The organism is Tunturiibacter gelidiferens (assembly GCF_051013345.1).
GTDB classification, from domain to species: Bacteria; Acidobacteriota; Terriglobia; order Terriglobales; family Acidobacteriaceae; genus Edaphobacter; species Edaphobacter gelidiferens_A.
Window position 1 is genome coordinate 1,909,538 of record NZ_CP132939.1, and the last position, 22,295, is coordinate 1,931,832.

The 22,295-nt window shown below is 57.0% G+C and carries 14 protein-coding genes and 2 pseudogenes; 7 read left to right on the plus strand and 9 right to left on the minus strand.

The window, feature by feature from the left end; translation table 11 throughout:
• Positions 1–183 precede the first annotated feature (183 nt).
• On the plus strand, positions 184–1,761 hold the full coding sequence (locus RBB80_RS09475; protein WP_433967967.1) for a WD40 repeat domain-containing protein: 1,578 nt from the start codon (positions 184–186) through the stop codon (positions 1,759–1,761).
• Positions 1,762–2,310: 549 nt separating this feature from the next.
• Here the strand turns inward: RBB80_RS09475 and RBB80_RS09480 are convergent.
• Entirely contained in the window at positions 2,311–2,445 is a 135-nt protein-coding gene (locus tag RBB80_RS09480; protein ID WP_433967968.1) for a hypothetical protein, read from the minus strand.
• 495 nt (positions 2,446–2,940) lie between these two features.
• Between RBB80_RS09480 and RBB80_RS09485 the strand changes: the two genes are divergently transcribed.
• Together RBB80_RS09485 and RBB80_RS09490 are read left to right on the plus strand one after the other, a co-directional pair.
• The gene (locus RBB80_RS09485) at positions 2,941–3,069 is read left to right on the plus strand and encodes a hypothetical protein (RefSeq protein WP_433967969.1); all 129 of its coding nucleotides are present in this window, start codon (positions 2,941–2,943) and stop codon (positions 3,067–3,069) included.
• 826 nt (positions 3,070–3,895) lie between these two features.
• Positions 3,896–5,965, plus strand: coding sequence for an Ig-like domain repeat protein (locus RBB80_RS09490; RefSeq protein ID WP_433969590.1), 2,070 nt, complete (start codon positions 3,896–3,898; stop codon positions 5,963–5,965).
• Between the two features lie 167 nt (positions 5,966–6,132).
• On the opposite strand, the gene RBB80_RS09495 is transcribed toward RBB80_RS09490, so the two are convergent.
• Together RBB80_RS09495 and RBB80_RS09500 are read right to left on the minus strand one after the other, a co-directional pair.
• Positions 6,133–6,819: an aspartate/glutamate racemase family protein gene (locus RBB80_RS09495; RefSeq protein ID WP_433969591.1), complete on the minus strand. Its 687-nt coding sequence runs from the start codon at positions 6,817–6,819 to the stop codon at positions 6,133–6,135.
• A 309-nt stretch (positions 6,820–7,128) separates the two neighbouring features.
• Positions 7,129–8,241, minus strand: a complete 1,113-nt coding sequence (locus RBB80_RS09500) for a YncE family protein (protein WP_433967970.1) — start codon at positions 8,239–8,241, stop codon at positions 7,129–7,131.
• A 107-nt stretch (positions 8,242–8,348) separates the two neighbouring features.
• On the opposite strand from RBB80_RS09500, the gene RBB80_RS09505 reads away from it, so the two are divergent.
• From RBB80_RS09505 to RBB80_RS09515, 3 genes and pseudogenes are all read left to right on the plus strand, one after another.
• Positions 8,349–9,128, plus strand: a complete 780-nt coding sequence (locus RBB80_RS09505; protein WP_433967971.1) for a ThuA domain-containing protein — start codon at positions 8,349–8,351, stop codon at positions 9,126–9,128.
• A gap of 3 nt (positions 9,129–9,131) precedes the next feature.
• On the plus strand, positions 9,132–9,896 hold the full coding sequence (locus RBB80_RS09510; RefSeq protein WP_433967972.1) for a ThuA domain-containing protein: 765 nt from the start codon (positions 9,132–9,134) through the stop codon (positions 9,894–9,896).
• A 428-nt stretch (positions 9,897–10,324) separates the two neighbouring features.
• Positions 10,325–10,687 (plus strand): annotated as a pseudogene (locus RBB80_RS09515) (helix-turn-helix domain-containing protein); the annotation flags it as partial.
• A 504-nt stretch (positions 10,688–11,191) separates the two neighbouring features.
• Here the strand turns inward: RBB80_RS09515 and RBB80_RS09520 are convergent.
• The 6 genes and pseudogenes from RBB80_RS09520 to RBB80_RS09545 all read right to left on the minus strand — a co-directional run bounded on the left by RBB80_RS09520 (position 11,192) and on the right by RBB80_RS09545 (position 19,893).
• Complete coding sequence (locus tag RBB80_RS09520; protein ID WP_433969592.1) at positions 11,192–11,581, minus strand: redoxin domain-containing protein; 390 nt, start codon at positions 11,579–11,581, stop codon at positions 11,192–11,194.
• A 231-nt stretch (positions 11,582–11,812) separates the two neighbouring features.
• On the minus strand, positions 11,813–13,429 hold the full coding sequence (locus RBB80_RS09525; protein WP_433967973.1) for a galactose oxidase-like domain-containing protein: 1,617 nt from the start codon (positions 13,427–13,429) through the stop codon (positions 11,813–11,815).
• Positions 13,426–15,360 carry a hypothetical protein gene (locus RBB80_RS09530; protein WP_433967974.1) on the minus strand — a complete coding sequence of 645 codons (1,935 nt, stop codon included), beginning with the start codon at positions 15,358–15,360 and terminating at the stop codon, positions 13,426–13,428. The genes RBB80_RS09525 and RBB80_RS09530 overlap by 4 nt, the downstream gene beginning before the upstream one ends.
• Before the next feature lie 657 nt (positions 15,361–16,017).
• Positions 16,018–17,393 (minus strand): annotated as a pseudogene (locus RBB80_RS09535) (alkaline phosphatase family protein).
• 174 nt (positions 17,394–17,567) lie between these two features.
• Entirely contained in the window at positions 17,568–18,383 is an 816-nt protein-coding gene (locus tag RBB80_RS09540; RefSeq protein WP_433969593.1) for a class I SAM-dependent methyltransferase, read from the minus strand.
• An 898-nt stretch (positions 18,384–19,281) separates the two neighbouring features.
• The gene (locus tag RBB80_RS09545; protein WP_433967975.1) at positions 19,282–19,893 is read right to left on the minus strand and encodes a hypothetical protein; all 612 of its coding nucleotides are present in this window, start codon (positions 19,891–19,893) and stop codon (positions 19,282–19,284) included.
• A gap of 478 nt (positions 19,894–20,371) precedes the next feature.
• Here RBB80_RS09545 and RBB80_RS09550 point away from each other — a divergent pair, with 478 nt between their 5' ends.
• Positions 20,372–21,937: a histidine kinase N-terminal 7TM domain-containing diguanylate cyclase gene (locus RBB80_RS09550; RefSeq protein WP_433967976.1), complete on the plus strand. Its 1,566-nt coding sequence runs from the start codon at positions 20,372–20,374 to the stop codon at positions 21,935–21,937.
• Positions 21,938–22,295: the final 358 nt, after the last annotated feature.

Below are 22,295 nucleotides of genomic sequence, written 5' to 3' on the forward strand. Positions count from 1 at the left end.
GATGACCTCACCGTCAACCGTCTTCCGAGGGCCTGCGGGAAATATTGCAGGCCCTCGGTTTGACTTTGCTAAAGAAACGATAACGCTCAAGAGGAATTGATGTTTTGTCTCCATGATCGATCACGGCAACAGGGTTTGCTCCCCACGTCTGTTTTGGTACTCTCTGTATTTCTGACAAGCGGCGTGATTCCGGCCCAGATCACCTCCAGCAACACGGACGGATCGACGGTTAGCCGTGCATACGTGGATTATCTTCAGGCATTAGAACTGGCCAATGACGGAAGCAAACCAGAAGCTTTGAGATTGCTGGCAGACAGTCTTCGTCTGCAACCCCGGGACAATCCGGCTTCGTCCCTGATCTTCGAACTTTTGACAGAACAACGCGCGAATACTCCGCTCAAGCTGCACGGGCATACCGCGACGATCACCTACGCAGGCTACAGCAGCGATGGAACGAAGATCCTCACAGCTTCAGCTGACCACACGGCGCGGCTGTGGGATGCACGCACAGGCTCGCAACTCACCCAGCCTCTTCAGCATGACGACGCAGTCATCTCCGCTGCCTTCAGTCCCGACGGGAGACATGTCGTAACCGGGAGCTCGGAAAGTGAGGTAAGAGTATGGGACGCCGTCAGCGGAAAACCGATCACCGACTCCCTCGAGGTACACGGATCGGTGCTCTGCGTCAGCTTTAGCCGTGACGGCAAGATGATCGCGGCCGGGACCGACGACGGCAAACTGCGTACGTGGAATGCGGTCACCGGCCAGCCCCAGTCCCCCGTTGTTCTTTATCACGAGGAAGTCTACGGCATTAGCTTCAACCGCGACGGTTCCCAGTTATTGGTGGCAACAGGCGATAACAAAGCCGATCTCCTGGACCCTCGCACGGGCTCACATCTGCTGAAACCTCTTAGGCATAAAAATATCGTCTTGAGCGCTCGTTTTAGCCCCGACGATAAGAACATCCTTACGGCGTCCGGTGACGAGACTGCTCAGATATGGGACGCAGCAACCGGCGCACCCACAGGCGTGATTCTTCGTCATGGCTTCGCTGTAGAATCGGCAGCTTTCAGTCCCGACGGTTCGAATGTTGTCACTGCGTCGTTGGACCACACAGCACGCGTATGGAACGCAAACACTGGTCAGCCAATCACGCCTCCATTGCAACATCCTGCCCCTGTCGAAAGAGCATCGTTCAGCCCGGACAGTCGCCTCGTCGCAACGGTGGCTGCAGATGGAGCAATACGAGTGTGGGATGCGCGCACCGGAGACAGGCTTCACCTTCCGATTCGCGGCCATGGGAATGAGCATTTTGCTGTATTCAGCCCCAATGGACTTTCCCTGCTTGCGGTAGATGGATCGTCACTTGAGATTCTGGACATGCCTCCCCACGAAGTGCCTCCCTCCTGGGCGCTTGACCTGGCCGACTTTGCTGCGACTCAAACCAACTATAACCAGAGCCTTTTGCCCGATCTTGCGAAGATCCACGCTCTTCGCTCGCAGCTTCTCAGTTCGAGTGAAAGTGATCCCTGGACGCTTTTCGGCAAGTGGTACTTCGCAGACAGCGGACGGCGGACGCTTTCGCCGTGGAGTCAAATCAGCCTGGAAAGCTACGTCAGCCTCTTGATCGAAAGAGGGGATAGAGAATCGCTGGAGTATGCAAGATCCCTATCTCACGATCATCCTTCTTGGATCGCAAAGATCGCTCCGCTTCTGGCTAAGCTGCCCTATGGATCACCTACATCGAACGAAAAGAATTGAATATCCCAAGAGGGAGGCGTCGTGTTTCGCAAGCGATGTCTTGCCTTTGCGAAAACGGCCGTCCGCCCGCGCCAGGGGATGCCGGAAGAATGCCTGCACGATTTCGTGCACAATGTGTATATAGCGGCCTGCTGGCCAGAAATTACTGCTGCACATCGACTTACATTACACTTCGTTCGTTTCTGCTGAGGATTCCATCATCGTGGCCACATCCCATTCGACTCTAGCTCAGCATTCGCTTCTGAGTTTTGCCTTGTCTGCCAGCCTTTTGCTACGCCGCCATAGCAAACGCCCTCTGCGGGCCATCGTGGCCGGAATAATGCTTTTATTTGCCGCCAGCGCATACGCCTCCACTGATACGGTGACTACACTGGCCGACAGCGGAGCGGGATCACTACGTGCTACCCTCTCCGCTGCCAACTCCGGCGACACGATCGTTTTCAGTAACGGGCTTAAGGGTACCATCACGTTGGCGAGCACGCTGACGATCAACAACAACGTGACCATTCAGGGGCCGGGCGTGAGTACCCTAACCATCTCCGGGGCGAATCAGGTTGCGGTCTTTGCCTTCCGTAGCGCGGTGACGAATGCGAGCATCTCCGGGCTGACCATTGCCAATGGAACCGATCCCGTCGGTGGCGGCGCCATCACCAACTTCGGTACGCTAACGGTGACTGGTTGCACATTCTCCAATAATTCCGCGCTGGGCAGTCAGGGGGATGGTGGTGCTATTACCAACGTCGGCACGCTAACAGTGAGCAATAGCACCTTTAACGGCAACTCCGCTGCGGCTGGGGGTGCCCTCTTCAACGTATCGGGTCCCTCTTCTACAGCCGCGTTAATTGTGATCAACAGCACCTTCAGCGGCAACTCCGCCGCGGCTGGGGGTGCAATCTACAACCAAACCGGCTCGGTCGGCGCCTCCTTTGCGTCGGTGGTGACGGTGATCAACAGCACCTTCTCCGGCAATTCCGCGGCAGCCGTTGGCGGCGCCATCTTGAATCAGAGCCTAACTCTCGCTGGAGGTTCGATCGTCAATGCCAGCGACAATGTTTTTTCAATAACCAGGACGTTGGTGTCGGAGAAGATGACTGCAGCAGCTGTACCTCCAATACCAACGCAACGACTACCGATCCCAAGCTGCTGCCACTGGGCAACTACGGCGGGGATACGCAGACGATGCTGCCGCAACTCGGCAGCTCAGCCACCTGCGCTGGCTCAGCAACGTTGGTTCCTTCGGGTACCACCACCGACCAGCGTGGGTTTCCTTGGTCTCCTCCTGTGTGGATGCGGGGCGGTGCAGACTAACTACGTGCTGGTGAGCACCACTGCCGACTCAGGCAACGGGTCGCTGCGCGCCGCCATCGGCTTGGCTAACACCGATGGATTCGCCGACGTTGGCTTCTCTTCCGGTGTCACCGGAACGATTCTGCTTCTCACTCCGTTGCCATCACTAACCGGCCAGATCGCCATGGCTGGGCCGGGCGCGGGCAGCCTCACCCTCTCTGGTGGCGGATCGACAACAGTTGGGAGCATCTTTACGGTCAACTCCGGAGCGCAACTGTTTCTTTTGGGGCTGACAATCGCGAAAGGCAATACCACTGGACCCGGCGGCGGCATCTCGAACAACGGCGTGCTGACCGTGACCAACAGCAGCTTCAACGACAATTCCACGGCAGGCAACGCAGGTGGGGCAATTAGTAACTCCGGCACCCTGGTGGTGAGCGCGAGCAGCTTTATCGGTAATTCGTCCAGCTTGGACGACACCGGTGTTGGCGGCGCAATCGACAACGGTGGCACGCTCACGGTAGACGACAGCACGTTCAGCGCCAATTTCTCCAACAATGGGGGCGCCATTTGTAACGACGGCGGAACGGCCACGATTCGTAATAGCACGTTCAGCGCCAACTCCTCCGGCATCGCTGGAGGGGGAGCCATTTTTGGCTTTGGCGGGGCGGTGACCGCAACCAATAACATCTTCGTAGGCAATTCCGGCTCGGTTGGAGCGGGCGTTGCCAATATCGCTACCGCCAACCTCAGCTATAACATGTTCTTCAACAATCTTGATGCCGGGGGCGCAGAAGACGACTGTGCTTCCTGCACGAGCAACACACAGACTGTCGATGGCGACCCAATGCTGGCTCCGCTGGGCAACTACGGAGGCCCCGTACAAACGATGCTGCCGTTGCCGGGCAGCGCAGCTATCTGCGCTGGATCTGCCGCATTGCTTCCCCTGAGGTTAACTACCGATCAGCGCGGTTTTGCGCGCACGACCAACTATTCGATCAATGAGACACCGACGGTCTGCGTGGATGCGGGCGCAGTCCAGACCAACTACCAGTCGGTTCAGTTCACAAATGTTCCGAGTAGCGGCAGCTACAACGGTGTGGTGGGCATAGCCGTCTCCAGTCCCGCTCCAGTGGTCTCGTTGACCGAAAACAACCAGAGTATCGGCGGCGTACCGATTACGCTTCTCTTCAGTGGAGCCTCGAGCACAGTCACCGGGCTGGGGCCTGCGACCACTGCCAGTGGCATGGGTGCGAGCTTCAACAACCTCATCATTACAACGGCGGGCGACAACACGCTCTCGGTGAACATACCTATTACCGGCGTGGGAGCCAATATTCAACCAGCCGCGCTGACAGCGAGTGCCGCGATCGACATTATGGAGCAGGTGCAGACGATTACATTTGGGCCACTGCCAAATCAGCCCTTTGGAACTGCCGCGTTCAACGTGAGCGCAACAGCGAGTTCTGGGCTACCGGTAACCTTCGCCTCAACGATCCCCACGGTCTGCACTGTCTCCGGATCGACGGTGAATCTGGTCTCGGCAGGTACATGCACCATCCAGGCCACACAAGCAGGCAACACTACGTTTGCCGCAGCGACACCGGTGAGCGCGAGTTTCACGGTAACCATGGTGGCACCCACGATTAGCTTCACCGTGCCGAACCAGAGCTATGGCGCCGCCGCGTTCAGTGTGAGTGCGAGCTCGAACTCGACCGGCGTGTTTACCTATACGGTGACGAGTGGCCCAGCAACTGTCTCAGGCTCGATGTTAACGCTAACGGGTATTGGCACCGTTACGCTGCAGGCGTCCGAGGCGGCCGACGTCAACTACACCGCCGGCACCAAAACCGCGAGCTTCATTGTTGCCGCAACAGGATTGCAGGTGACAGCGAATAACGCGACAAGGCTCTATGGTGCAGCGAACCCGATGTTCACCGGCACAGTACTGGGCGCGAAGTCGAGTGACATGTTCAGCGAGAGCTTCACAACTACAGCAACACCCATATCACCAGTCGGCAGCTACGTGATTGTTCCCACGGCTTCTGGCGCTAAGGTGGGTGACTACACTGTGACGACGGCGGATGGAGCGCTGACAGTTACACAGGCACCCACAACAACCGGCATCACAACGAGCAGTCCGTCGGTCAACGCAAACCAGGCGGGCACACTGACAGTGACCGTGCTTTCCACGACCAGCGGCACGCCGACGGGCACTGTGACATTCTTCGACAACGGCACGGCGCTACAGACGGTGACACTAAGTGGCGGAGTCGCCTCCACGAATCCGATGCTTTCGCCTGGCACGACGCACGTCCTTACGGCCAGTTACTCCGGCGATATCAACTTCGTCGCGAGTTCGACTCCTGCCGCAGGAGTGACCGTGGTCGTGGGAGCGCTGCAATTCACCTTCGCCTGCACTGGAGCGAATGCGCTGACAGTGGCGCCTGGCAACGTGGCGGCGTATACGTTCTCCGTTTCGCCAGACTCGGTGAACTACGCAGGTCCGGTGACGTTCAGCATTGGAGGCCTGCCACCGGGAACGACAGCCAGCTTCACCCCGTCGACCATTCCGGTCAATGGAGGCGCACAGACAGTGACGATGACCATCCAAACAGAAGCTGCGACGGCACACAACCGGACGCCCTCCAGTCCGCTGGGCGGCGGCAAGGTTCCAGCGATGCTGTCTCTGTTGCTACTGCCGCTCGTCGTCAACAACAAGCTGCGGCGGAGGCTGGATACACGACTATTGATGTTGGTCTTGCTCATAGGGGGACTGGTGGGACTAGCTACAATCACGGGTTGCGGTTCCGGTGTCGGCTTCTCTCTGGATGAACCCCAGACTTACGCGTTGACGGTGACTGCAACAAGCGGATCGCTGCAGCAGACCAATACCGTCAGACTTACCGTGCAGTAGGCAACCGGAGAGCAAACGACGCTGGTTCCAGCAAAAGTCAAAAGGCTTCGCTTGCGCGATTTCATTGGCAGCGATACTGATCTTGAGCTTCGCCGCGCAAGCCCAGCCCGGCCGTCCTGGCAGGAAATGGATCTTGTTGTTCCCTAGGACGCAGGATTTCAGACTCCTCAAGCGATCGCCAACCGTGCAATCGCATCGACATGAATGCCTGCACAGTCGACCAGCGGGAATTCGGCAGTCTGTTCGTTGAAGGCCAACGCGAGATCGGTACCTCCAAGCATGATCGCCTCCACACCCTGGTCCCCGAGCAGACGGTGGCTCGCGGCATTGAAGATCGAACGCTGATCCTCAGTCATAAAGCCCGACTCGGCCATCGAAATGTATGCTTGATGCACATCGTCCAAGTCCGGTTTGCTTGGCGGAACGATCTCCGCACTGGCGATGCGTCCGTAAAAGCGTGTCTCCATCACGGTGCGAGTTCCAATAATTCCGATCCGCTTCAGCCCGCGCGTTTCGATGGCCCGGCTCACTTCGGCGATCATATCAACGACCGGAAGCGGGGATACAGCCTTGAAGTCATCGATGCAGAAATGTCCTGCAATCGATGTGACGCAGACACATTTGGCCCCTGCCGAAGCAAGGCGGTTCGTGAGTCGGGTATAGATGGCGGTCTGCGCAACGGCGTCATTCCTGGCCAGATTGTTCAAGAGCGTTGGCGTGTCGGCGTGCACAATGGTCAACTCGAGCGTAGCGTTCTTCCTGGCGAACGTGGAAATCAATCGCCTATAGTAAAAATCCGTCGCTCCAGGGCCGATCCCCCCAACAAGGCCGATATGCATTTCGCCCACCTCCATCACCGATCATATAGAGTTGGGCTCTGCTCGATGCGCTTAGACGTGGTAGCCGGATAGCTTCTGAGTGTTCGGCAAACAGGAAGTTACCAGCTAGCCGATCAAGGAGGAGAGTAACTTCCGTATAGCCCGTAATCCGGGAGTGACCGTAACATCCTACAAGCCTACTTAGTAGGATTTATGGAACGTGGAGTAGCGCGATAGATGCGATAGCTTGCACCTCATATCATTCGTGAGAGACGGTCGTGAGGGACGGCCCTATGGCCGGACAGCGACGGGATAAACTTTAATGTTGATCGTGCGAGGGGATGGCTATTTTGTCGCTTTCGCGGCGATGACGGCGGTGTAGACAGGGGCTTCCGAGTTCTCTGGATCGAGCATATTGCCCGCGTAGACTGCGCCGGTCTCGGGGTCGGTTACGACCGCGTAAGGGTGACTGCCTGCGGGCAATGTCTGAATGACCTTCATGCGTGAGGCGTCGATAACACTTATGTTGTTGCCCTGCATGTTGCCCACGTACACCCGATTCCTGTTGGGATCGACCGCGACGGATTGCGGATGGCTGCCGACCGGAATCGTGCCTCTGACTGTGCCGCTGACTCCGTCGATGACGCTAACGGTGTTGTCGGCGTAGTTGGTAACGTAGGCCATATGGGTCTTCGGATTCACCGCGATCGCACAGGGATAGTTGCCGACCTTGATGACCGTGTGTGCGGGTGACTCTAGATCGACGACGAGCACGTCGGCAGAACCAACTCTGGTTACATATAGCTTGCGGATTCCTTGATCGATGGCCGGAGCCCAGGCATGGATGCCTCCGACAGGCTCACGGGTGACCTCGCCGGTCGCTCCGTTCATGATGCGGAGATTGGGATCTTCGTACCCTAGCAGATAAACTTGATCGTTTTTCGAATCGACGGCGACGGCGTCTCCGGATCCGACGGCCCAGTCGCTGGGAGTATCGGTGGACAGGTCGAGCACGGTCATCACCTTGCTGAAGGTGTTGGAGACGTACGCCTTATTGGTGGCTTCGTTGACAGCGATGTAGTAGGGCCGGCGATCCGTTTTGATGATGCCGGCGACTTGATCAACGGAGCCATCGATGACACTTACATTGCCGGCGCCGGAGTTCACCACGTAGACACGATTGGTCGCGTTGTTAACGGCGATGGCGCCGGGATGCGCGCCGGTGGGGATGCTTCTGGCTACACCGGTCCGGCTGTTGATGACGACCACGGCTCCGTGGGCCTGATCGACAGCGTAGATCTTATGCGCGGTGGCGTTGAGCACGATGCCACGTTCGGAGATGAGAGTTCCGAGGGGTGGAACGGACGTGAGCGCCTGAGCGCAGGCACTTCCACACGCGCAGCCTCCCAGGAGGAATGCGGTGAAGGCCCAGAAGGAGAGGCGAAGGCGAGATGTCATGGCAACAACACGATAGCAGCTAGGCTAGGCGGCGCGCCGCAGGATTCGCGGTTAGTATGGATTCCTACACCCAGAACCGAATCGATTGAGACAGAACCGCCGACCCTATGCCACGTCTCCGCAACTTCCGTTTCGCTGCGCTTCTGATGCTGGCGTTCTTCTCGACGGCGCCCTCGCGCTCACAGTCCGCGGCGCCAGTTCGGTACCGCGTGATTGCGCTGGCGGAAGCCGGCAATGGGCTGCACCAGGGCTTTGTGGATGCCGCGCTCGAGTTCCTGGAGAAGACGGGGGCGAAGGAAGGGTTCGCGGTGGACTATATTCGCACGACAGATCCGATCACGGATGATTATTTGGCGCAGCACAAGCTGTTCGTGCAGTTGAATTATCCGCCGTACCGGTGGACGCCGGTGGCAGAGGCCGCGTTCAAGAAGGCAATGGACCTAGGAACGATCGGCTATGTCGGGTTTCATCATGCAACCCTGCTGGGGAAGTTCGACGGGTTCGAGATGTCGCCGTTCTTTTACGACTTCATGGGCCGGATCCAGTTCAAGAGCTATATTCCAGAGTTTGCGACGGGCACGGTTCATGTGGAGGCTCCGAGGCATCCGGTAATGAAGGGACTTCCGAAGAGCTTTGTGATCGAGAACGACGAGTGGTACACGTACGACCGGTCTCCGCGGCCGAGTGTGCATGTGCTGGCAAACGTGGACGAAGGCAGTTATCAGCCGGTGCGTGAGGTAAAGATGGGGGATCACCCGGTCGTGTGGAGTAATGAACACTACAAGGCCCGGAACGTCTACTTCCAGTTCGGCCATCACGGAGAGCTGCTGGGCAACGCGAACTTCCAAGAGCTGTTTCTGAATGCAATTCACTGGGCGGCGGAATAAGGAATGCGCATATATCTGAGAGCGGTTGCAATTTTTGCCATCGCATTTGCGGTGATGTCGAGCGCACATGCGCAGAATGCACCGTTCCGCGTACTCGCGTTCTGGACTACGGAGGGCGAGGTGGATCACTCGGACTTTGCACGCCAGGCGATTGAGTTCTTTACCGAGGCTGCGGTGCGCGGCCACTTCGAGTTTCGCGCAACCACAGACTGGAAGGAGATGAACCCGGAGACTCTGGCGAAGACGCAAGTGGTGGTGTGGCTGAACGGACAACCTGACACTACGGAGGAACGCGCGGCGTTCGAGAGCTATATGAGCAATGGGGGTGGATGGATGGGAACCCACGTCTCGGGCTATAACGACCGCAGCACCACGTGGCGCTGGTTTGTGGACTTCTTGGGCGGGGCGATGTTCTTCGCGAACAACTGGCCTCCCCTTCCTGCGACGCTCCACGTTGATGACCCGACACATCCGGTAGTGAAGGGATTACCGCGCAGCTTTGTGGCGCCTGCGAACGAGTGGTATGTGTGGAAGCCCTCCGCGCGGGCGAATCCCGCTGTGAAGGTGTTAGTGACGCTGGATCCTTCGAACTATCCGCTGGGTTTCAAAGATCGTCTGCTCTCGGGAGATTGCCCGCTGGTATGGACAAACAAGAAATTCAGGATGTTGTATCTGAATATGGGCCACGGCGATAAGGTGATGAGCACTCCGGAGATACGCACGCTCTTCGAGAACTCGCTGTTGTGGCTGGGCAGGCCGCGGAATTAGGTCGCCGGCGGCGCGAGTGCGATCACATGGCTTCGCACCAAGGTTTCCCAGTGGTTGGTGAGATGCTTGTTGATGACGCCTTGCGATGGCCAGCACTCCTTATCGGATGGGATGTCGTCTTGGGTGGTAACCCCGAGTAGTCCACATGAGTGCCAATTCAAACTTGGGACATGCTCTGGCCTTAAAGCATTCCCCTCAATCAGCTATTGCAAGCGCTACATGGGAGCGCGGTCTCAGTATTTCAGGGGAGGAGTCAGATTAACCACGCAGGTTAGTCGTCATAAACGAGCTTCTCGTCACTTAACTCCCGGTTGGTCGGCAATACGGAAGTAATCATTCTGCTTTTGTAATGCACGTAAAACGAGGCGGTCTCAACCGGTCGGTGCAACACCATCTGATATGAATTCATTTTCTAAAGGTGGTGTTTTATGGCACAAGGAAAACGGGACAGGCTTTCCGCGGAGCAGAGGATCGACATGTGGCGCCGTTGGAAGGCGGGAGAGTCGTTGCATGAGATTGGGCGCGCCTTGGGCAAGGACCATGGCTCCATTCAGTTCTTGTTGTCGCAGCGCGGCGGGATAGTTCCGGCCGCTCGTCGGCGCTCGCTGCGAACGCTCACGGTGGCCGAGCGGGAAGACATCTCACGAGGAATTGCTTCCGGTTCCTCGATTCGGGAGATAGCCAAAGGGTTGCAGCGGGCTGTCTCGACGGTGAGCCGGGAGGTGGCGCGCCACGGCGGGCGTCCACTCTATCGAGCCAATGAAGCCGATCATCAGGTCTGGGAGTCGGCGGAGTGAGGAGGGAAGGCCGCTGATCAAGGAGTACACTCATCAGGCTTGCACGCGCCCGACACAGAACGGGGTAGGCGTGTCACAGGGGCTGGCGGCAGTGGGGAGAGCAGCAAGGGAAAACAGGGAAATGACGTTCACCGCCCTGCTCCACCATGTAATAGTCGATCTGCTGCGGGAAAGCTTTCGCAAAGCATGGGTTTTGCTGCAAGCTGCTCAAACGAGGAGAACAAAGAATGATCGCCCTGGTGCACGGTTTAAAGAACTCTCTCGGAAACGGAGGCTTCTTGGTTCTTTCAGGATTTCTTGAAGCACTGCGTGGATGCAGAGGATTCGCAGTAGCCGCATTGCCATCGAAACGAGACGTATGTACAAGAGTGTCGCTGCAGAACATCCGAACCTGATCTGCATGCAGCGATGTAGCAAGGTCGTGAATCGGCTGTCGGTACACAATGAGACGGAGGCGGCAGGCGCTGGCATGGACATTTCGCAATTCCGATTTTCTATCTACTGCGGCTTTGAGCGCCGGATCGCGCATCCGCGGGCTCTCGATTCGGCCATTGGGACTGGTTTGCCCTCAAGCACCGCTTCAATGGCAAGTCTCAGCCCTTGTTTCGTGGTCCGCTCCGGATTCAGCGCGTCCTCTATATATCCGTGGTACTTCATAACGCCGGATGAATCCATGACAAATGTATCTGTAGTCGCCAACACTCCGAAACGGTCTGACGCCTGGTTATTCACATCCATGTATACCGGGAAGTCGAATCCAACCTCCTTGGCGTATGCTCGCACCTCCTCGAGCGATTCATTGGAGTTGGAGTCCACCACGACAAATTTCGCGCGGTTTTGGAAATCTCTGTAAACGGTGTTTCGTCGAAAGTTGAATGCGTTGGAGATCGGACAGCGTGTAGAAAAAACATCACGACGGTCACCTTACCTCTTAGTGCCCGATAGTTCAGAGAACGACCGTTCATGTCATGTAAGGTGAAATCGGACACCGGTGCGCCCATGTGGAACTGCTGAGCACGCGTCGCCTGGGTCATCAAAACCAGAACCAGGGTGGTGAGTAGCGATGCCTTCACGGTTTCTCCTTTGGTCTCAGGGTAAGCGCATAGAGCTATGGACTCTCTATGGCAGCTGAACAAACGGCGCAACCGACGGAACACCTGCGCTATTCACGATAAACAGCATGTAATAGCCACGCGGAGCAAGATTCGCGTCGACAGGCGCTGTGACGGTGAGGCCCCCGCTGGTTTGTGTGAAGGTTAGCGGTACGTAGCGCTCATTCTGATCAAAGAAGTGTGTCACGGCACCACTTCGAATAAGTGCGACGCTCGCTATTGTCCCGCCGTCGGGTGTGCTCACAAAGAAATTCGAGCCATATTGTATTTGGCTGGGCGCCTGACTAATTGTCGGCCTGGCGCCTTTGAAGAGATAGGGCGGCGAGTAGAACTCAGCGCTCTCCTCATTAGGAACATTTCCAAAGTCAGCCCCCATCCCCGATTCCAACACCCTTCCGTCTGGTAGAAGCAGGGCCGTGCCGTGATATTCCCTGGGAGTGTGCATCGAGGCCATGGTTGACCATGTCTGCGTCAGTGGCGACCACAGTTCCGCCGCATAAACCGCTTTACTAATATCTCCACCATTCTTGTCAGTCTCTCCACCGGTTGCCAGAACGGTGCCGTCGGGCAGCATCGTGAGGTTGAAGAAACTGCGCGGATAGGCCATCGATGCTGTTTGGTGCCATGCGGGCGAGGGTTTGGTCATATCCAGCACAAAGGTCGTGTTTGAGGAAGCTCCGACGTTCTGGCTGTCAGCGGCGCTGCCAGCTTTCATGAACTTGCCCGGCATGTACATCGTCGCGCTACCACCATCGACAATGTTGGGATCAACCACGGACCAGCTAGTCGTTGTGAGATCAAGTATGTCTGTGTCGGTGGCAAACTCCGAGCCGCCAATATGGATGACTCTTCCATCAGGCAGAAGGTACATAAATGGATAGGTCTCAAAGGGGTTGTTAGCATTCGTCAGAGATGTCCAGGTGTTCGTCGCCGGACTATAGATCTCCGAGATCCCTGCATTGGTATTTGCACTGGTCTGCCAACCGGCTACTACTAGAATTCGACCATCCGAAAGTGTGGTTGCGTTTGGATACCAACGCCGGTACTGCATGCCGGGTATGGGGGTCCAGGTCAAATTCGTCGGATCAAAGATCTCTGCATTCTTGATGCCGAAGGTTGTCCCGCTCTCACCATATCCCCCGACAACGAGAATTCTGCCGTCAGACATCAGGGCATGTCCAGAACAGAAGAGGTCTGCTGACATGGGAACGTTCGTGAACGTGCCAGCCACGTAGTCCCAAACCGTTGGCGTCGTGCCATCCTGATAGAAAAGCACCCTGTTATTTCTCAGGAGAATAAGATTTACTGCGACAGCTGGAGTTTTCACCGCCGAAGACCAGCTTCCGACGAGCGATGCGTTTGCGGAGTTGTTGACCGTGACTGCGACTGAAGCTGAGGTCGTGGTGAGCCCCACACTGTCACGTGCGCGAGCCGAAAGCGTATGTGAACCGTTGGTCGCCGTCGTCGTGTCCCAGGTAATGGAATAAGGAGGACTGGTGACCTCGGCGGCTAGTGATGCTCCATCGAGCAGGAACTGAACCCCGGCGACAGAGATTGTGTCTGAAGCCGTCGCAGAGACCGTCACCAGACTCGACAACTGCGCGCCTTGAGCCGGTGATGTCATCGACACCGTGGGGGAGTCGAATTTACACCGCCGCTAGCAGGGAGGATCTCGACGATACTCAGGTTGAAACGATCTTTGGTCGGCGCCGTATCGTTGATAGTGACAGTGGTCCCGGCCACGGGAACCGGATTGGTCTGCATCTGGACCCAGTATGTATCACCGGTAGGTGTCAAATACTGATGCACTAAGGTCTGTCCCGTGCCCACGGTTCGCGCAATCGCATTATCGAAGTCGTTCCCGACTCCAAGGACCCACGAGTTGTTCGTTGTGCTCACCAGCGATGCGGTCGGCGCACCTGTGGCAGCACTCTTGCTGCCGACCGCTCCAATCGTCCCAGATCCATTTGTACCTGCAGTGCTGACGCCCGAAAAGCTCATGACAGTGATCGAAGAGATGACACTTTGAGACAAACTCGCAGTGACCGTCACATTGTTCAGGGTCGATGCCGCGAAAGCTCTCCAGATCTCAGCAGAGCCACTCTGTCCATTGGTTCTCTGCACCAGCGTCCACGTCAACCCTGCTCCAGAGATGCCCGTCACAGTCGTATTCGTGCCGCCTAGATAGTCCGTAGAAACAAAGGCTAGCAGCAACTCGTTCGTTGTTGCGGTTGAGAAGGCAGGGCTGGCAATCGTCGTTGCCGCCACTGCTCCGTCTTGAGATTTGTTCACATCCAGCGTGATCGAATTTGACGGCGCGATAGCTGTGAAATTGACTCCGCTGATGTCGGAACCGCCAATCGTGACCGCTTGATTTACAGGGTTGAAGGTATACCCGCTTTTGATGGGTGTAACCGAATAGGGACCGTTCGCCAAACCTGAAAACATATAGTTGCCTTTAGTATCGGCGAGACTGTTCGCGCTCGCGGTCCCGCTCAACGCAACCGTTGCGCCGCTTCCCCCTGAAGCAGGGCTAATGCTGCCCGAGATACTCCACGTTGGACCCGTCCCTTGAGCCGTGAAATTGACTCCAGTCTGATTTGCTCCGTTGATGGTGACTGCCTGATTGACGGGACTAAACGTATACCCCGTTTTGCCAGGCGTGACCGTGTATGAGCCGTTCGCTACTCCAGCAAACGTGTAGTTCCCGTTCGCATCGGCAACGCTCGTTCCACTGGCCGCGCCGCTTAACGTAACAGTTGAACCGCCCCCGCTCGCTGGGGGACTAACGCTGCCCGAGATGCTCCATGATGGACTGCTCACAGCAGCTGGGAGAATCTCACAGATGCTCAGGTTGAATCGGTCCGTTGTGGGGGCTGTGTCGTTAATGGATACCGTAGTCCCGGCGACGGGAACCGGGCTGGTTTGCATCTGGACCCAGTACGTGTCGCCGGTCGGTGCCAGATATTGGTGCAGCAGCGTCTGTCCTGCGCCCACCGTTCTTGCAACAGCATTATCGAAGTCGTTCCCAACTCCGACTACCCACGAATTGTTCGCCGTACTGACGAGCGATGCGGTCGGCGCACCAGTGGCAGCACTCTTGCTGCCGACCGCCCCAATCGCCCCTAATCCATTCGTGCCGGAGGTGTTCACTCCCGCAAAGCTCATGACGGTCATCGACGAGATGACGCTCTGAGACAGAGTAGCCGCGACCGTTACGCCGCTCAGCGACGCACCCGCGAAGGCCCTCCAGATCTCCGAAGATCCGCTCTGCCCGTTGGTTCGTTGAACCAAGACCCATGTCAACCCACCACCTGAGACGCTTTTCACCGTCGTGTTCGTGCCGCTTAGATAGTCCGTCGCAACAAACGCCAACAACAACTCGTTCGCTTGGGAGGTCGAAAACGTGGGGCTCATGATCGTCACACTGGCAGCAGAATTATCCTTCGATACGGCGACGTCGGTCGCGATCGCCCCACGCGCAGAGCTTGTAAGCAATGCTGTCAGTAAGAGGAGAACACCTGCGGCGCGCCCAATCGAACCACCTGTTATCACGCTTCGCCGGAATGCATCCAATCTAAAACGATTCGCTTTTCCGTCAGTGAATAGTGATTGGAACTTCCATTCGGCCATAGCTGCCTCCGAAAGCCGTCTCCTAAGCAATGTTTCACCGCGTGTCGGGGGCGGCGGTTTGCCAAGGTAAAGTGCAACTATTGGGCCAAACATGTACGGAAGCCCAAAACAAATCGCGTGGGACTATTCCGGTCGCTATCAGAACCCGCGTAATGTCTTGCCTGTGAATTGTTTGCGAAATGGGCGGAATTTATTCAGCATAGGTCCAAAATCGGGCAATCTCATGCGAAAGCCCAAGAAAATACCACCTGTATGCAAGAAATCAGCGTTTCCCTTCGGCCCGACAGCACCGGCAGGTCACGAAGGCCCGGGGGATCAAGGCCAATCCCAGCAAAGGGTGGTTCACCTACTTCCGCATCTACGGCCCCGGAGCACCCGCCTTCAATGGAAGCTGGGAGACTTCGAAGAAGTAAGTGCCGATTGCAGGCCAAGTCACTCATCGAGGCACGACGCCAGCCCCTTCTCACAGTCCTGGGCGTGTGGTCGTCAACCCTTCCGTTACGCGCCCGAATGGCCAACGACGGGTAAGGTGCGGATAGCCCGTAATCCGGGACCAATGAGATTTCTACGCCTGGCGTTCTATCCGACTTTGAATCCGTACTTTGAGGCCTGGGTCTGCAGATCTTTCCACTTCGCCGTCGTGCTCGAACCTGGCGGGCCAGCTCCGCTGCTGGCTTGCACCGCGTTGAACACGCTACCCGCATTCTGAAGGCAAGGGGTCTGCATCGCGGGCGTGTTCGGTTTGAGCAGGCCAGGGACTGCCGTTTGCGGCTGATTGAAGTTCAGAGCGTAGGCCAGGTTGTTGATGTCGCCACTCGCATCTCGTGGTGTCAGCGGCGCAAGGCTCCAGCGCCACTCAATCAGCTTGAGCACGGATGTGTGGTCGAAGACGAGCGAACTGATCCGCGGATTCTGAGGATCGCCGCGGCTGAACGGAGACGCGATCACAACCGGCAGGCGGAATCCGAGCAGCGTCTTACCACCGATGATGTCGGTGTCGACTGCGTTTGCTGCCTCCGCTCGCGGCGGGGGACGTGATCGAAGAATCCGCCCCACTCGTCGAAATTGACGACGAGCACGGTGCTTGACCAGGCGGGTCCGTTGGCTATGGCCTCGAACACGTCATAAAGAAAGCGATCGCCTTCGCGAATATCAGCGTGGGGATGGTCGTCATTGCCGGTCCCATCGTCCAGGACTGTGTAGGTCGGGTCTATGAAGGAGACGGCCGGCAAGGTACCATCGCTCGCCTGCGCAAGAAAATCACTGTAGAGCTTCGAAATGCCAAGGTACTGGTCAGCCCAGAGTGTGACGAAGGGCAAGTTGGAGTAATAGTAATTGTGGCTCACCTTTGCGTCCGCGAGCCGGTCCAAGATCGTCGGCAGCGAACTGATGGTGACGCTATTGTCAGTACGATCCGTCTGGCCCGCGTACAGGAAAATTCTGTTTGGAAAGGTCGGGCCGAGTATGGCAGCGAAGTAATGGTCGCAGGTCGTGTAGTTGCGAGCCAGGGCCGCATAGGAGGGAATGTCCTTCTCCTCGTAATAGCCAATGCTGAAGAGGTCATTCGATCCGGCACGGAGAAAGCCGTCCATCATGCCGCCGTCGTAGGCGACGCGCGATCCATAGTAGGAGTGATCGGGATCGGAATGTGGGCAGCCTGTGAAGTCGCCGGAGAGAGAGTGGATCGGATGCGATGCGCCGCTCTTGTCGGTGAAGTTCAACCCTGCCTGTATGCCCGCCGCGTTAGGCAGCCAGCCCAGAAAGTGGTCAAAGCTGCGGTTCTCCATCGTGACAACGACAAGATGTTCGAGGCCGGAAGATGCCGGGGCAGGCAGGGTTGGATAGGTCGGCGAAGCGATCGGTGCAATCGATTGAACCCGGGTTGAGCAACCCAGCACAGCCGATCCGCCAGCCAGAAACGCGTGCTTCGTGAAATCTCTGCGACTCCATTGCATAGGGTTGACCTGAAGGTCTTCGAATTGCCAATTCGAACCTCTCCCGTATTCCTATGAGATGTCATGGTCGATTCCCGGGTGGTCGGCTACTCTTCCATAATCCGATAACGTCCGGTTTGCCCCTAACTCGCCCAGGATCCGTAATCCCTTTGCGACGATTCGAGTGAATGGGTGTCAGGCCTTCGGCGCCGGCTTTGTCGCGATCAACTGATGCATCCGGCAATGCGCAACCAAGGTGGTTGGTGAAGCGTCCGCCTCGGCCATTCCCGCCACCAGCTCTTCCAGGCGGGCTCCCGACAAGCTTCCTTCTCGCACCATCCCCAGGCCCACTGCGTGCAGCGTCCAGTTCCAGAATCCCTTGTGTTTGCCGGTCAGGTAGTGCGGGTGATAGGCATCCGCGTGGGCAAGTTCAAAGCCCGCCTCCTTGGCCCACAAATGGACACGGCGACCGCCCGAGTAATCCACTCCGCGGCTGCGGGCTCCTTCCATGCAGATATCGCGTAGTTCGGTATAAGCGGCTGAGCTTGGCTCTGTGTAAACCGCGCTCACGTCCGCTTCCTCGCAAACCATGACGCCGCCCGGCTTCAACGCCGCGTGGATGGCGCGCATCGCCTCAACCGGATTGTTCAGATGGACCATCAGCCACCGCGAATACGCCACGTCCACGCTCTCGGGCTCAAGTCCGGGCTCGTAGATGTTGGCAGAAACAAACCGCGCATTCTTCAGGCCTACCTCTTGTGCCAACTGGGCAGCTACCGCAAGGTTGTCTTCGTTCAGATCGATTCCGGTGGCATCCGCTCCCAGGCTGGCCGCCCAACGCGTGACGTAGCCGAGTCCGCATCCAAATTCCACGAAGCGATGCGCCGATGCGAGTCCAGCGCGCAGCAACAATTCGCGCGTGCGGCCATCATGAATTTCACTGATCACCCTCAGCCGGTCGTGGTCGCTTCGTCCAGTGCCCAGCAAGTACTTGTCGCCAATTGTTTGCACCAAGGAAGCATACGCTCACACCTCTGGGCGCGGTCTACCGATGGATCGCGTCCGGTTTGTCGGCAAACCGCACCTTACTCTCCAGCGCCTGACGCCGACCACGTCCCTGTGGACCCGAAAACGCCTGAACCATCGAACTTGCCGACAAGCGGACTCCTCAGGCGGAGCGATCTATGAGGTGCTACGCTCTATCCGGACAAGCATTTATGAAGGTATCCCGATTTGACGCATTTAGACGCGCTCCATCACCAGTAGCCTTGCACTCTTTGCGAGCGCCAACGCGATAATTCGGTGGGATTGGCTTACCTACTTAGGGAGGGCCTAGTCGTCTTATCAGGACATCCCCAACCCTGCCCGACAGATACCGAAGCCATGGCGGCGTGCGCGAAATTCCTAAAGGATTCCGGGTATGCCACCCTTGGGGTGCATCCGAAAGGTGTCCTTGAACCCTGATCTACAGGGGAGAACGAATATGGCAAGCTACGGTTTCATCGCGTTCATGCAGGGAGTAACCGGAGCCGGTCTGTTCACCAGGCTGCGGCGCCCTGGCGCCCCCAGAGTTCATTGACTCCCGGACAGTGGAGGAGTATCTCGAGAGCGGGGAATTCGAAGAGACCTTGATCAAATACCGCCTCCATGTACTTCCGCAAGATAGCCGTCATTCCGAACCCAGAAATACTGGGCCTTTACGCCCAGATCGATCCTGATCTGCGGATGTTCAGGGGATGTATACCTGCTTCGTCTCAACGTTTCGATTTGCGTCACCGAGCAATTCATCGCACCCAGGCGCGAAGCTGACTGTTGTCGAGTGGGAAAAGCATTTGGCCAACCGGACACGCCGTCAGGCCCGATGTGACGCTGATACGGCCGAGCACCGCAAGCAAGTGTTGGCGGCGCCTTAATGGCTGCTTGCTTTTGCCGGGTAGGCGTGACCTTGCACCTCTTCTGACGCTACACTCGGTCCGCCGGGATCGCGCTGGCGACCGTAATCGTTCTTTTGGCGCACCAGATTGCCCTGATCGGCTGGTAATGAGGGATGGAGAATTCTAATGATGTCTTGCATGACGACTGGATTGTCTACAAGATGGGTGTGATCAAACGGGTAAGGATAGTCACCCAAACTTGGGTCGTTGCCTCTGAGCCGCTCCAAATTGGACAAAACAAAGTCGCTCAGAAGAGCACTGCGAACCGGCACGACACCATCGTGCGACTGATTCGTCATTCGCGCCTGCTCATAGGCCCAGGACGCTGCCCAGCCGTGTGAAAACTTATCCCCCGCAACCGTAATGATCTTTACATTCCGAAGGTACCGGCGAGCAGATGTTTGTGCGTCCTGGACTGTTGCGCTCCCAGGCATTAATTGCTCAATGAACGGGAGAAATTCGTTGATCAAGGCGGGGACGAATACTGTCCAAGGCTGCGGCGTCGGCGTGTTTAGACAAAGCGTTAGAAAAGGAATGGCGTTCTCGGCAATTGGGGTACCCTCCAGTGGGCCAGCCACGAGCACCACATGCTTCAGCCTTGAAATGGTTCCTTTTCCAGCGATTCACGGCCGACGTGTCCGCCCGAGGCAATAAGTCGACCCGCCTGATCCGCACCGTAGCCTTATCTTCGTCTATAGACTTCAGCTGGCTTCACTAATTCCGGCATTCCCTCTGGATGAGTACTAAATCGCCGAGTCACTCAGCGAGCGCTTGAGGCATATGCGGGACCTCCTCAATCCCATTGGAGAGCTATTCGGAGCCATTTAATTTGGCGAAAAACGCACGCGCGGGAACGATGAAAGAGGTCCCAAAAAGGTCCAATCTCTTTGAGCCCGACAAGACATTGTGGCTCTTCGGCAGGATTATCGACGAACCAATCGCTGGACAGATCAGCGCTGAGAAGCCCTTGCATCGCCCGAAAAACTGTCTCATTAGCGAGAGTTTGAGGAATTTGAAACCAGCGCCGATAATGTGAGGTGTCAAGCCATTTGTGGCCTCTCTTTCATGCCCGCGAATATCGTCACTCTCTTAGAGCTCTTTCTCCTCGCTGTGTCTCTTGGCCTGTTCGTTATGGCCGTCCTGACAATCACGCGTCGGCGCCAGGCACCGCAGTCACGTTTGTTGGCTCTGGCGATGTGCGCCGAGGCTTTCTACTGCCTCGGTTACTCGCAAGAGATGGCGCAGACCACGCTTGCCGGAGCAATCTTCTGGCTCCGAGTGGAGTACATCGGTATTCCGTGGATCCCGGCGCTTTGGGTCCTGATTGGACGGCGGCACTTCGGTCTGCGAGGCCGCGCAGTTCTTTTATCGATCATTCCCGTGATCGTGGCCATTGCCGAATGGACCAACGGCATGCACGGTCTGTATGACCGCTCTATGATGCTTGTGCCGCGCGTTCCTTTCTGGGTGGTCGAGGTCCACAGAGGCCCAATTGCGTGGCTGAATCTGACATTTCTGTATGGCTCCCTTGCTTACGGGACTGTGCTTTGCCTATCGCGCATTCGCGGGTGTTCGGGGCTCGCCAGGTTGCAATCTATCTTTTTTGCGTTGTCCTGCATGCCGCCCCTCATCGGCTACCTGATTTATTTCTTTGGTTGGAGCCCATGGGGACTCGACCTGGCGCCGCTTTCCCTCTGCCTTACGGTCGCGCTCGTGTACGTTGCGGTATTCAGACTGGAGTGGTTCCATCTTGTGCCGACGGTACGCTCGCTCGTGTTCAAGAGCATCCGCGATTCAGTGCTTGCGATTGATCTGCAGCATCGTCTGGTGGATTTTAACCCGGCCGCAAGCGTGCTCTTTCCGTGGCTGTCGGAGCCCTGCCTTGGGAAGGAATTATCCAGCGTATTTCCCGAAAACTCAGGCTTCCTGAAGGCGTTCAGCACTTCGGAGAGTGTGCGAGATCTGAGTCTGCGGGTGAATGGCGAAGAACAGCACTTCGAGATGCGCGTCCTCCCGCTGCATCGCGGGACGCAACACTTAGGCTGGGCTGTGATTGTGTCGAATATTACGGCCCAGATTGAGCTTGTGCAACAGTTGCATCATCATGCCGTAACTGATTCCCTCACTGAAATTTCAAACCGCCGCGCCTTCGATGCCGCTCTGGAACGCGAATTTGTGCGCGCGTCACACTACCGCTCACACTTTGCCCTCCTGCTCATTGATGTGGATCATTTCAAGATGATCAATGACGTTGGGGGTCACGCCATGGGAGATCGCGTCTTGCAGTTAGTAGCCCAACGCATCGCCCACTGCCTCCGCTCCACTGACCTGCCTGGACGCTACGGTGGAGATGAATTCGCAATTCTGCTGCCCGACACTACCCTGCATGAAGCCTCGCAACTGGCGGATCGTATTCGAGACGACGTGGGCCTCGCAACAACTGACCTTGGGAAACAAGGGATGCGGGTAACCCTTAGCGTAGGACTCACGGTATATATGCCCGAAGATCCTGCTGATCCTCCGGAACTACTGGAGCAGGCAGATCAGGCCCTCTATTCTGCCAAATCCGATGGACGCAACCGCGTCGGAGTTTGGAGACGCCTCTCTATCCATGCGAACACGCCACTTTAAAACCCCTAGAGTCGGTGCGTTTTCGCCAGTTAGATTAGCGAATTGGCGATTTGTCGTCCCCCCGAAAATGTAACGGCAACTTCCGTATTGCCGACGATCCGGGAGTTAGGTGACGAGAACCGCGTTTTTCGTTGCTAAATCCACTCTGGGCGAAGGTCCGATCCGGCTCGCTACCCGGCCAGTCTAACCGGCCGCCACGGTCTCGAGCCGTTCCTTGGCTTCGTACAGCTGCTCGAAGGCACCGCGTCTACAAGATTCTTGGCGACGACACAGCTCTGCCTGCCATCCCTTCGGAAGCTTGCCGATGCATATCGAGAAGCATATTGTAGGTTGTCAAAATAAGTGACATATTTGTCAG

Coding starts and splice junctions, on each gene's coding strand:
- RBB80_RS09485 (WP_433967969.1), top strand. CDS start 2,941: ATGCTGCCGCAACTCGGCAGCTCAGCCACCTGCGCTGGCTCAGCAACG.
- RBB80_RS09490 (WP_433969590.1), top strand. CDS start 3,896: ATGCTGGCTCCGCTGGGCAACTACGGAGGCCCCGTACAAACGATGCTG.
- RBB80_RS09495 (WP_433969591.1), bottom strand. CDS start 6,819: ATGGAGGTGGGCGAAATGCATATCGGCCTTGTTGGGGGGATCGGCCCT.
- RBB80_RS09500 (WP_433967970.1), bottom strand. CDS start 8,241: ATGACATCTCGCCTTCGCCTCTCCTTCTGGGCCTTCACCGCATTCCTC.
- RBB80_RS09505 (WP_433967971.1), top strand. CDS start 8,349: ATGCCACGTCTCCGCAACTTCCGTTTCGCTGCGCTTCTGATGCTGGCG.
- RBB80_RS09510 (WP_433967972.1), top strand. CDS start 9,132: ATGCGCATATATCTGAGAGCGGTTGCAATTTTTGCCATCGCATTTGCG.
- RBB80_RS09525 (WP_433967973.1), bottom strand. CDS start 13,429: ATGACATCACCGGCTCAAGGCGCGCAGTTGTCGAGTCTGGTGACGGTC.
- RBB80_RS09550 (WP_433967976.1), top strand. CDS start 20,372: ATGCCCGCGAATATCGTCACTCTCTTAGAGCTCTTTCTCCTCGCTGTG.